The following is a 12,619-nucleotide window of genomic DNA, read 5'->3' on the forward strand; positions in this document are numbered from 1 at the left end:
TGCGTTGCTTAATGTAATTCTTTTGCCATTCGAACCACATTATCTACCGAAAATCCGAAAAACTCTAAAACTTCACCACCTGGTCCAGAAGCGCCAAACGTATCGATGGACAATACGCTGCCGCTTGGTCCTGTGTAACTATCCCAGCCTAACGAAATGCCAGCTTCAATAGCTAAACGTTTCGTAACAGATGCAGGCAGCACTGATTGCTTATATTCTGCCGATTGACGGTTGAACAATTCACGGCTTGGCATAGCTACTACACGAACTGAAATATTTTCCTTCTCAAGTTCAGCTTTTGCGCCAACTGCCAAGGAAACCTCAGAACCAGTACCAATCAGAATAATGTCAGGCTTGTCGTTCGTCTCTGTTAGAACATAACCGCCGCTGGCAACCGCAGCGATATTGCCTTTAGTTTCTTCATATATAGGCAAGTTTTGTCTGCTTAGTACTAACGCCACTGGTCCTTCATTTTGCTGCAAAGCATATGCCCAAGCATTAGCCGTTTCATTAGCATCAGTCGGACGGATGACTGTAAGCCCAGGAATCGTGCGCAATGCGGTCAAATGCTCAACGGGCTCATGAGTAGGTCCATCTTCGCCAACAGCGATGGAATCATGTGTAAATACGTAAATGACAGGAAGCTTCTGCAGTGCAGCCAAACGAATGGACGGACGCAGATAGTCGCTGAACACGAAGAATGTACTTACAAACGGTTTTACGCCGCCGTGCAGTGCCATACCATTACCAGCAGCGCCCATAGCATGCTCGCGAACGCCGAAGTAAATATTACGTCCTGCATAAGATTCAACAGCAAAGGTTTTTTCACCGTTAATATCGGTCATCGTTGAATGGGACAAGTCTGCGCTGCCGCCAAAAATTGAAGGCACCGTTTTAAGATAATGATTGATCGCTTGACCGCTCGCTACACGTGTAGAAACGGTTTTGGAAGCATCAAAAGTAAGAAGATCTGCAGCATCGATGACAACAGAACCTTCAATGACTTGCTCAAGCTCCGTACCAAGCGCTGGATGCTGTTCTTTATAAGCAGCCATTAGCTGATTCCACGCTGCTTCTTTTGCTTCGCCTTTTTGTTTCAACTGTGCAAAGTGAGCTTGAACTTCTGCTGGAACGGTAAATTCTTCCTCATGATCCCAACCGTAAACCGCTTTTGTCGCTTTTGCCTCTTCTTTGCCTAGCGGATTGCCGTGTACTTTATTCGTTCCCGCTGCCTTGCTTCCGTATCCGATTACCGTACGAACTTCGATAATGGTCGGCTGCTCTTCATTGCTCTTCGCTGCTTCAATCGCTTTCGTGATTTGTTCGATATCATTTCCATCTTCCACTCGCAAATAGTGCCAATTAGCAGATTCGGCTCTCTTCTGCATGTTTTCCCCGAAAGAAAGATTGAGGTCGCCGTCCAAGGAAATATCGTTGGAATCATACAATACAATGAGTTTATCGAGCTTCATATGTCCAGCCATAGACATCGCCTCGTAAGAAATTCCTTCCATTAAGCAGCCGTCTCCGACAAGTGCATACGTGTAATGATCAACAACCGGGTATCCGTTTTGATTAAATTTTGATGCTAGGTGAGCTTCGGCCATTGCCATACCTACAGCCATCGCAAGTCCTTGTCCCAGTGGCCCTGTTGTTGCATCAACGCCATCTGTATGGCCATATTCAGGATGTCCAGGCGTTTTGCTGTTTAGCTTACGGAACTGCTTCAAGTCCTCGAGCGATACGTTATAGCCGGATAAATGCAGCAGGCTGTAAAGCAAAGCCGAGCCATGACCCGCTGATAAGACGAAACGGTCACGGTTGAACCATTTTGAATGGCTCGGGTTATGATTAAGATGGTTGCCCCAAAGTGAGTACGCCATAGGCGCCGCTCCCATTGGAAGCCCCGGATGTCCGGAATTTGCAGCGTTTATAGCATCGATAGACAGTGTACGAATTGTATCAATAGATAGTTGTTCAATTGTTTTTGTGTTAAGCATATTGTTCTCCTTTTATGGTTTCGATTTCTTGTTCGGTCTTCTCATCGAACCACCAATGGAAGCCGTCTTGTGCGAGCAGCATATCAGACTCAGCCGGTCCGTATGTGCCAGCGGCATAACGATGCAATGGAACTAAGTTTTCTTCATAGGCTTCCAAAATGGGTTGAACCCATTTCCATGACAATTCGACTTCGTCCCAATGCGCGAAAAATGTAGAGTCGCCGTGCAAAGCATCGTGAATCAAATTCTCATAAGCTTCAGGCACATTGTCTCTCGTCGCATGAAAATCGATATTCATGGGCTTGAATTCGCCCTTGTGCTGAGGGTCTCTCGTATTTAATTGCAATCTGATGCTCTCATCAGGACTGATCTCAAATACAAGCAGATTAGGCATTTTACTATCATCGTTTGCTGCAGCCTGCTTTATTGGTTCCTTGAACTCGATCACAATTCTTGTCGATTTGTCCTTCATTCTTTTGCCTGTACGGATATAGAAAGGAACGCCCCGCCAGAAGTAATCATCGATTTGAAGTTTAGCCGCAATAAAGGTGTCGTTCATGGAGTTTGCAGCAATGTTTGGTTCGGCGGTATAACCGACTACCGATTTCCCTTGGATCACTCCTTCTCCATATTGTCCCCTTATCACTTGGGAGTTGACATCCTCTTTTTGCAGCAGCTCCAGCGATTCCATGACCAGCTTCTTTTTGAAACGGACATTTTCTGAAGTACTGTTGTTCGGGAGGTGAATGGTCAACATCATGAGCAATTGAAGCATATGGTTCTGGAACATGTCTCTGATTGCACCAACATGATCATAATAGCCAGCTCTTTCTTCCACGCCTACAATTTCGTTTGCCGTAATTTGAACGTTGGCAATGTAGCGTTTGTCCCATAGTGCTTGAAGGACTGGATTGCTTTGCTGCAGAACCTCAAGCTTCTGAACCATCGGCTTGCCAAGATAATGATCAATGCGGAAAACTTCTTCTTCCGCAAACGATTTGCTCAGGTTTTCATTCAATTCCCGAGCAGACTGCAAATCATGACCAAATGGCTTCTCGATTACAAGCCGCTTCCAACCATTTGCAGAACCAAGCCCGCTCTCGTGAATGTTAGCTGCAATCGGTTCAAAAAATTCAGGTCCAACCGACAAGTAAAACAAGCGATTTGGTGCAATGCGCAGCTCTTCTTCCCGTTTCTCAATCAGATGAAGAAGCTTATGATAATCTTCTTTGCGGCCAACATCCAATACACTATAGCGGAATGCTCGCAAGAATTTTTGAATCAATTCGGGATCATTTGCTTCACGCCTGGAAAACATACGAAGAGATTGTTCGACATTGTCCTGAAAGGTTTTATCGGATAGCTCTCTTCTACCGAGGCCGACCACGGAGAAGAACTCCGGCAGCTTTTGATCAATAAATAAATTATACAAAGCAGGGTAAATTTTTCTTTTTGCTAAATCCCCTGTCGCTCCAAACAAAACAAATGTGGTAGCCTCCATGTTCTTTCTCCTTCCAGCAGTGCTTTGTAGTTAGTACTGGTTTCTATTTCCTAATTCCACTATAATACGAATATGACCTATACAAGTAATTCATATTTTTCACAGGAGCTATAGATACTGTCTATGATCAATTATGAGCTATACAAAGTTTTTTACTGGACGGCGAAGAAGGGAAGCTTATCCCAAGCCGCAAAATCGTTGTATATCACGCAGCCGAGCGTTAGCCATGCCATCAAACAGCTGGAAGACAGCTTAGGCATCATTTTGTTTTACCGGAATTCAAAGGGTGTTGCTCTGACGCAAGAGGGTGAAATCCTTTATTCCTATATTGAGAAATCTCAAATTCTCATCTCACTAGCCGAAGAAAAGATGGCGGCGCTTAAAAATTTGGACAGCGGTGAGCTGCGGATCGGTGGAAGCGATTCGTTGTTCAAGCATTATTTGCTGCCTTATTTGGAAACCTATCACGAAAAATATCCCGGTATCAAGCTGCATCTGAATCATGGAACGACACCGGAAACCATCGCTTTTCTGAAGGAAGGCAAAATCGATTTGGGCGTCGTTCGTATGCCCATCGTCGATTCTCAGCTAGAAGTTATGAAGGGTATTCAGCTGCAGGATTGTTTTGTAGCAGGAGCACGTTATGCTGAGCTTAAGGACAAAGTGCTTTCACTAGAAGTGCTGCTTCAATATCCAATTATCCTGTTCTCTCGAAACAGTCGTGTACGAATGGCGATTACCGAACTATTCCAAAATTATGGGCATCAGATCAAGCCTGAAATTGAGGTAGGAAGCGTTGATTTACTCATCGAATTCGCGCGGAAAGGCCTCGGTATTTCTTATGTGACTAAAGAATTTATTGCCAAAGAATTGGAAGAAGGTTCTCTCTTTGAGATTCAATTGGATATTCAGATGCCTCCTTCCCAAGTAGGCTTTATGATCATGCACAATATGCCATTATCCAATGCGGCAAGCAAGTTTTTGGAGCTAGTGAAATAGCAGCTTATGGAAGAAAAAAAGGTCAAGCATGTCGGTTTTTCACCATGCTTGACCTTTTTTCTATCTATTTTTACGGAACCAATTTCTTATTAGCGGTTTTATGTCGTTAATTTATATCTTCTTGACAATTGCTTTATTAATGTTTAAAGCTTTTTAGTTCCTTTTTAATACATCACAATGAAAGGACGGCTTTAGCATAGCTAACGTTATCTATAAATAAAATTGAGAACTCTAATTTTTCGGATTGTAATCAATGGATATTGACCTTTTATTAGAACCTATATTACCACTTAAAAAAATGTCAATATCCGATCCAGTGATTAGTTCTACTAAAAACCCTTTATTAATTGACTGTTGATTTTCATCCTGCTCAATATAGCTATAGCTTTCTATTTCCCCATTGTATTGTAAGCTTTTCAATTCTTTCTCGTAAAAGGAGTAAAATTCTTTGTCATCAACATAAGTTGAGTAAAAAGGAGAACAGCCATCGGATTTCCCATGAAACACAGTTCTTTTCGGAAGTGGAATAGAAATATTAATTTGGTCTTCCATATAGGATTCACACTCATAGATTTTACTTGGAAATAAGTAACTATGAATATAATTGTTAAATTCTAAATTCCAGAAGTAAATTTGGAATAAAGCAATAATTGGTATGGTATAAGCTAAAAATTTTTTAGTTGATCCCTTGTCTTTTTTTATTCCGATTATTACTACGCAAACAATAAAAGCTAAAATCATAATAACAGTATAGGGAATGTATAATATATTACCCGCCATAGAGCCACATCCCTTATTAGCAATTTACCGCTATTACGATCTTAATATTGTAAAAATATCGACAACTAGGCAGTTTTCACCCAAATTGTCGATACCTGATATTTTATATAAACTCACTTAATATCGCATCTCTAAAACGCATATGATGCAGCTTTTCCCAATAAATCCTTCTATTAATCCACATCTTGAAGATGAGCACTAGTGCTTCTATATCGTATCATGAAAAATAGCCGATTCATATGATCAACAATGATAACCGTACAAAATAATGACTTTTTCTATTGCCAAACCCACACGTATTTCCAATAACAAAATTACTTAAGCTTCGACAGACCAACAATCCAGTCCGCCAGCTCCTTCGTTTGTGCGAGGAGAGCGATAGGATCACGATACCATGAACGTTCTTCATTCCAAAGGAAAATTCGTTCTTCACGTACCGCTTCCAGAGAACCCCATATCGGATCTTTTTTGAGCTCTTCCAGCGATGACTCGGTCGTTAGGACGATAAAGTCCCCTGCATACTCCGGAAGTTTCTCTATTGATATTTTCGAATAAGTATTAGCTAATATATTTTCAGGGATTGCAGTTGGAGCAGCAAGGCCCAGCATCTGATAAATATTTCTCCCTCCACGACCTGATTTGGGGCCAAATGCGAAAACTTGTCCATCATACTCCTGGAATACAGAAAATGTAGAACCTTCTGGTAAAAGCCCTGCAATTTTCTCCTTCGCTTCAGCTGTATGGAGATCATATTGTTTCAACCATTCAGCCGCCTCGTTTTCTTTGCCTAATACTTCTCCAAAATAGGTTAATTCTTCATGAACACTATTGAAGGTATTAGAGGCGATAGACACCGTCGGTGCAATCTCACTATATTTCTCATAAGCCTCTGGCTTGGTCGTATGTGTAATAATAATATCCGGTTCTATAGAAAGGAGCTTCTCTATTGAATCACCGACATCTTCCACACCTTCCAAATGACCCTTTAAATACGGGCTATTCAGCAGCACATTATTGGAACCGATCGGTTCAACGCCAAGAGCAATTACAGTGCCCAAATAGTCAATAGATGCAACTCGCTTTGGATTAATTGGAACTTCCACATCACCAAAATGGGTAGATACTATTTTTGTTTCATTCAACTGCGCAGCAGTTGTAGAACTATTGGCAGACTGATTGTCTGATGTTTTCTCTGTTCCTGTCGTATTGCCCGAGCTCGCGTTTCTCGGGGTGTTAGTCGCTGCTGAGCACGCACTAACCATAATAGCAAAACAGAGCCATAATGTAGACAGCATTACCGTTTTGGAGCCTTTGTTCATTGTGTAATCCTCTTCTCCTATTAATTGAGAATGTTTTTCATTCTCATTATAAATATAGTTTTGAGAGGTTTGATTAACAATGGAGTTTTTTAACGCTTTTTTTGTATGATTAGAACCCTGACCTTGATCGGACAGATGTTTATTTCGAAATTTTCCAGGTGCAATACCAGCATATTTTTTGAAAATACGATTGAAATAGAACAAATCTGAATATCCCACATTCAATGCGATTTCTTGTAAAGTAGCATCTGTCGTAAGCAATAAAAATTGTGCTTTCTCTATTCTCAATTTAATGACATATTCAATCGGACTGAATCCTGTCTGCTCTTTAAATTTGCGCGTAAGATACTGTGGACTATAATTGAGCTCCAAAGATAATGATTCCATTGATTTCGGCTCTTGATATCTATCGGATAAAAAGCGCAATACTTGCTCTGCTAGATTATTTTGACTAATCGCCTCAGAGCTTTGCAGCATTTGACGAAACAGCCTATGTACGAATTGATAAAATACCCCTCTAACCTGCAGCATGTCCAGCTTGTTTGCTTGAATCCAATCTCTATGCATCATTTGCACAAATTCCAAAAGTGCCAGCCCGTCATATGGCGTATAGCTGTATGACTTTTCGAATGGATTATCACTTTGCATCAGTAATTTAAAATCAAATAGACAGTTTTGCGGCAATACTGCCTTATATAAAATCAGAAAGTATTCAATTGCCGTTTCTGCTTCGATCTCCAAGCAAGCTCCTTTCCCTCCGTGCAACACATAAAACCTGTCGGCAAAATGGACATCTCCATCCAGCCAAAGCCGACCTCTGCCGCGAACAATATAAACAAAGGTGCTGGTGGGCAATGGATACTTTTTTAAGCATTTTCCTTGCTCTAACGTGTTTTGTCTAACATCTAAAACCCTTACAATTGCCTGATCCCATAATTGGATATGGTCATTAATGTTCATTTGCTTGATTCAAATCCTCTCTTTACTCTCGCAACGATCAAAGTGTAAAACTTTTTGCTTTTATAGCAATATACCTTTATATAAGTGTATTTATTGAGAATTGTTCTCATTGTTATTGTATAGGAAAATAATAGAACTTTCAATTTGCAATCATGAACACTTTCAGCGATTCCATTTTTCCAGCATGGATAAAGCTTCTATCTATTCATTAATAAACCTCCCTTTGAATATGAATGCCAAATCGAAAGTCCTTTCATAGAAAAAGCAGGTTTCAAATGTTTCTAGATAAATTTCTGAAAAGTGTAATGCCCATTAATGACCGACTACTCATAGTCTATAAATTTTGTACTTCTGTCACTTCAAAATGTGTTAAAGACTACACAACATATACAAAGTTATGTATTTAATGATTAACACAAAAAAGGCAGTCAATAAATCTTGACTGCCTTTCCGCGATTATCACAGTTTTTATTTTCTGTATATTTAATCTAAACTCACATAGCTGAAGAAGAAATTTTTTATAAAAAATTTAGAAGTAAAACCATCACTAGTTATACACCTCGTGTACGCACCGACCATGCTTTCTTCGCCATAATAGGAATAAACGATACGATCAGAATAAAACATAAAATATACGAAAGATTCATTTGAATTGAATATAAGAGGGTTCCCAAAATCGGGCCAACAAACGATCCCACGCCTTGAACCGCAGCGACGATGGATGCAACGGGTGCTTGTTCCTTCTCATTAACGGCAAGAGAAGCGGCAGTCGTATAACCAGGCATTACAAATCCGATGCCGATACCGAAGCTAGCAAAAGCAAGCTCATAGTAGTGCGGGAGAAGCAAAAACAATAGAAATCCTGCTCCAAGAGCACTTAAACCAACGCTCATAAGCTGACTTGGCTGCCATTTCAAGAAACGACCAATCAGTACTTGTGCAGCAACAACAAACAATCCTGCAGTGGAGAGCCCTAATCCAGTCATTCGTGTTGCCGCTTGTACAGAAACAGAAAGCCGATCCTGAATGTAGAATCCGCTGGTCACCTGCAACATAATCATTACAGTGGACAAAATCAACCCTATCGTAATGTACAAACGAATTCGAGAATCAATCGGAGACAGCTTCGCAGCACTATTTTGTACGGAAACGACCTGATTGCCTGGAATGATTATCATGAATACAACAATTACAATCAGTAATAATCCTGCCGAGACATAGATAGGAGCTGTTAGCCCTGCGGATGTTAAAGCAGCTCCCATTGCCGGTCCAACTACAAAACCAAGTCCATTGGCTGCTCCGAATAAAGCCATCCCTTTGGCTCGATTGTCCGCTGTCGTCCAGTCCATTAAATAGCTCTGAGCCATCGCTGGAATCGCCCCGAAAAAAAAGCCGGCAAACGCACGAAGACCCAGAAAAACCCAGAAAAGCAGCTCAGTTGATAAGCTCTCCCTTTGCGCTGCATCTGCGACCCATGCAAACGCCGTAACCATAACTGCATACCCCAGCAAGGCCGAAATCATAATAAGCTTTCTGCCTATTCGAGCCCATCTCCCCCATACAAAGCTACCTAAGATCCAGCATATTCCCGTAATAGTAACCAAGCTGCCCGATTCGATTTCCGTTAAGCCCAAGCTCCGTGCAAGCGGCCCAAGAATGGGATTAAATGTTGCGATCGAAATCATAGCCGTTAGAACTGTGATGAAAATAACGACAAAGTACTTTTTCATAATCATCTCTCACTCCTCTTCCTGTAAATAATTATCACAAACGATAATCTCGCTATCTACCTGCTGAAGATTTTTATTCACCTGCTGAAGACCAAATAAAAAAACGACCTCAGCCTACAAACGGCCAAGATCGAATTTTTGTGGAAAGCTTAATTATAGGTTTGTTTTGCCTGTTGCAAAAAATCACTGGGATTACAGCCATAATGTTTCCGAAATGCGGTAGCAAAGTTGCTCGGATTGCTGTATCCAACGGCTATGGCTGCTTCGCACACCTTCATTTGGTTCGTTTCCATAAGCCAGGCCCCTTTTATAAGCCGCTGCTCTCGAACAAGCTCAAATATCGTCATTCCGAATAATTCACGAAAACCCTTCTTTAGTTTTGTCGTGCTCAGCCCTACTATTTTGGATAATTCATGGATGGAGCGCGGATGCTCCAAATGATTGACGATTACTTGCCGAGCCATATGCAGCTTTTCTAAATCATTCCTGCCCTGTATTCTTGTAGCATTCAGAGAAGTGCTTACTCCTCCATGTTCGTGCACAAATAACAAAATAAGCTCCAAAGCTTTACTTTCCATATATAAACGCTTAAGTGGTCCTTGATAAGTGCATAACAACATATCAGAAACAATTTTTGCAATTTCAGGGGAAATGGCATAATTATGAACCGTATTTTTATAGTAATTCAATAATCGAACAAGCCGCTCCCGTTCTTCTTTTTCCTCAAAATAGAAGCTCAGTTCCTCTGGCCGAAGTCTTACTTTAATCCCATAGCTTTTGGAATTAGAGCTTGTCTCATGATAAACCTTCGTATGGTCTGTGAAGAATACCGTATTCCCCGGGGAATTTGAGATGGCTATCGGCGTACCGTTCCACTCACAGTAAACCTCTCCGCTAAGCTGATATGCAAGACCAAGAACTTGGCATTCTTGTTCAATATACAGCTTCAAGTTTTCGCGTAAAAACAAATCTTCAACCAAAATTTCCATGCCCGGTCTAATCTTCATGCGTGAAATAAAACCGCTTCCCACACTTTCCGGTAAATCCAGACGCTGTTCCCAGCTTGAGAAAGAAAGCTTACGATCCATTCCTTCCGATAAAAGATCTATATATTCATGAACATCTGCTAATTTAAATTGATGTCGCATAAGACACTGTCCTTTTCAACTTTTAAATGAAAACGATTCTCAATATAATCTTATAAGAAATGCAGTTGAAGATCAAACTTAATTTAGCAAATTCCATGAAACTTTCATAAGATTAGCTTGATTCGAATGGAAGCGATTCTGCATGAAGAGACGGTTTCTTTTGTAACAAGCGTTTCGCAAAAAGAGTAAAAAGAATCAAGGAAATCGCGACGGACAAAGCACTGACGACGAACAACACTTTATAGCTTGCATACTGAGAGACAGAGCCTAACATGATCGCGCCAAACCCAATACCAAGGTCATTAGCAGTTGAGATGGAGGCGTTCGCGACTCCTATACGATTCGGGTGAGCCAAACGGATCGTAGCTGCTTGAAGAGCTGGCTGCGCGGAACCGAAGCCAATACCATATAAAATCGCCGACAGGAGTACGCCCATCAATCCGCTCGAGAGGCTCAATACTATCAATGCAATAATCGTAATTATAAGTGCCGGAACAATGACAAAAATTTCTCCATACCGATCAGATAGTTTTCCCGAAATGGGACGGCTTAGGGCAAGCGTTGCAGCAAATGCTAGAAAAAACGCTCCGGAATTAACCTGAATCGACTCAGCGAATAGCGGAACAAAGGTTGTAATGCCGCCATAAGCAATAAAGAGAAAAAAGACCGAGGCCGCAACGGGCAAAACCGATTTTTCGAATAATTCAATTTTTCTCGTGCCAGCTTTTGGCTGGAAAGGCATTTTTGCACCTAACATTAGGAGCAGTGCTCCTGCAGAGAGGACCACAGCGATTAAAAACAAATCGTTGTATGATCGATTTTGAGCAACCCAGATGCCGAACATTGGGCCGATTGCCATAGCCAGTGTCATGGATGTGCTAAACCACCCCATTCCCTCACCACGCCGGGTGGACGGGATCATGTCTGTAATCGCCGTCATCGTAGCGGTTGTAGATACTGCCCAGCTCATGCCATGCAATATTCTGAGCCCCAACAAAACAGCAATTCCCCCGACCCAGTTATACATATACATTGCTAAGATGAAGAGAATCAGTCCCCAAATGATAAACGGACGCCTGCCGAACCGGTCTAGCAGCCCGCCAACAAGCGGCCGTAAAATAACAGCAGACAACATAAACGCACCCATCGCCAGACCGACCTGCGATTCATTGCCTCCCAGTTGTTTGATGAACAACGGAAGCGTCGGATACAGCATATAAAATGCATTAAATAAGAACAGGTTACCTATAGTCATGAGAATAAACGACTTCGTCCATAGGCGTTCCATATTTCATTCCTCCTTAGGTGCAAAAATGTTTTGATTTTTACTGATGAACAATAAACAGGAAATACAGATGATATAAAAAAGCTTAATCCATGGAGTGAACTCCAAGTCAATACATAAATCCCACTTGCTTCGGAGCAAAAATGTATGGCCAATTACAATGACGTAATAATAATCATTGATTCATTAATGAACACTTGTCTATAATTATAAGCAGATGTAAAACATCTGCAATTGTTAACTGAACGCGATTTGTTAATTAATGAACAACTTCTGTATATTTGTTAATTATTTACGAAAGCTTGGTGACCTGAAATTGGCTAAAGTAGATCGAAGAATACAAAAAACGCAGGATGCGTTAAAAAAAGCGGTTATAGATCTGATGTCAGAAAAAAAATTTGATGATATTACAATTCAGGATCTTTCCGACAGGGCGAATGTGAGCCGCGGGACCATCTATCTTCATTATTTGGATAAATATGATCTGCTGGATAAACTCATTGAAGAACATATTGATGTGCTAAGGGTAACGTGCAGAGCGGCTGCGGAATTGGATTTTACCGAATCGACACTAATCTGGACTGAATATTTTGAACGTCATTATTCATTTTTTTCCATGATGTTGGCGAGTAAAGGCGCTCCTTACTTTCACGGTCGATTTCTTGCATTTCTTATCGAAGAATTTAAAAATGAGATCGATGTAACGAAAGGAAAAAATGAGGGGTTAAATGAAGATCTTCTCGTGAGGTTTGTCGCTTCCTCTTTTGTTGGAGTAGTGGAATGGTGGTTCATGAATGAAATGCCTGTCCCCCATCATGTCTTAGCAGAACAACTGGGGACATTGCTGGAGAGGAATGTATAATCGTTATAAACGAACGGCGTACATTATCTTGCTAA

Annotated in this window: 9 protein-coding genes; 2 read left to right on the forward strand and 7 right to left on the reverse strand. The window is 41.2% G+C overall.

Annotated features, from left to right (window positions below; all coding sequences use genetic code 11):
- Window positions 1-8: 8 nt before the first annotated feature.
- On the reverse strand, window positions 9-2,000 hold the full coding sequence (tkt, locus tag AC0VYE_RS19440; RefSeq protein ID WP_475442621.1) for a transketolase: 1,992 nt from the start codon (window positions 1,998-2,000) through the stop codon (window positions 9-11).
- Window positions 1,993-3,501: a glucose-6-phosphate dehydrogenase gene (zwf, locus tag AC0VYE_RS19445; RefSeq protein ID WP_475442622.1), complete on the reverse strand. Its 1,509-nt coding sequence runs from the start codon at window positions 3,499-3,501 to the stop codon at window positions 1,993-1,995. The genes tkt and zwf overlap by 8 nt, the downstream gene beginning before the upstream one ends.
- 123 nt (window positions 3,502-3,624) lie before the next feature.
- On the opposite strand from zwf, the gene AC0VYE_RS19450 reads away from it, so the two are divergent.
- The gene (locus AC0VYE_RS19450; RefSeq protein WP_076265614.1) at window positions 3,625-4,500 is read left to right on the forward strand and encodes a LysR family transcriptional regulator; all 876 of its coding nucleotides are present in this window, start codon (window positions 3,625-3,627) and stop codon (window positions 4,498-4,500) included.
- A gap of 231 nt (window positions 4,501-4,731) precedes the next feature.
- Here AC0VYE_RS19450 and AC0VYE_RS19455 read toward each other — a convergent pair whose 3' ends face one another.
- The 5 genes from AC0VYE_RS19455 to AC0VYE_RS19475 all read right to left on the reverse strand — a co-directional run bounded on the left by AC0VYE_RS19455 (window position 4,732) and on the right by AC0VYE_RS19475 (window position 11,725).
- Window positions 4,732-5,280 (reverse strand): hypothetical protein, encoded by a 549-nt coding sequence (locus AC0VYE_RS19455; protein WP_475442623.1) that lies wholly within the window; start codon window positions 5,278-5,280, stop codon window positions 4,732-4,734.
- 314 nt (window positions 5,281-5,594) lie between these two features.
- A complete protein-coding gene (locus AC0VYE_RS19460; RefSeq protein WP_475442624.1) occupies window positions 5,595-7,559 on the reverse strand; it encodes an AraC family transcriptional regulator in 1,965 nt (654 codons plus the stop codon).
- Window positions 7,560-8,110: 551 nt separating this feature from the next.
- The gene (locus tag AC0VYE_RS19465; protein WP_475442625.1) at window positions 8,111-9,295 is read right to left on the reverse strand and encodes an MFS transporter; all 1,185 of its coding nucleotides are present in this window, start codon (window positions 9,293-9,295) and stop codon (window positions 8,111-8,113) included.
- Between the two features lie 143 nt (window positions 9,296-9,438).
- Window positions 9,439-10,437 (reverse strand): helix-turn-helix domain-containing protein, encoded by a 999-nt coding sequence (locus tag AC0VYE_RS19470; protein ID WP_475442626.1) that lies wholly within the window; start codon window positions 10,435-10,437, stop codon window positions 9,439-9,441.
- Window positions 10,438-10,549: 112 nt separating this feature from the next.
- The gene (locus AC0VYE_RS19475; RefSeq protein ID WP_475442627.1) at window positions 10,550-11,725 is read right to left on the reverse strand and encodes an MFS transporter; all 1,176 of its coding nucleotides are present in this window, start codon (window positions 11,723-11,725) and stop codon (window positions 10,550-10,552) included.
- 313 nt (window positions 11,726-12,038) lie between these two features.
- Here AC0VYE_RS19475 and AC0VYE_RS19480 point away from each other — a divergent pair, with 313 nt between their 5' ends.
- Window positions 12,039-12,584, forward strand: a complete 546-nt coding sequence (locus AC0VYE_RS19480; RefSeq protein WP_475442628.1) for a TetR/AcrR family transcriptional regulator — start codon at window positions 12,039-12,041, stop codon at window positions 12,582-12,584.
- Window positions 12,585-12,619: the final 35 nt, after the last annotated feature.

This window comes from Pristimantibacillus sp. Z349TD_6 (genome assembly GCF_056173205.1).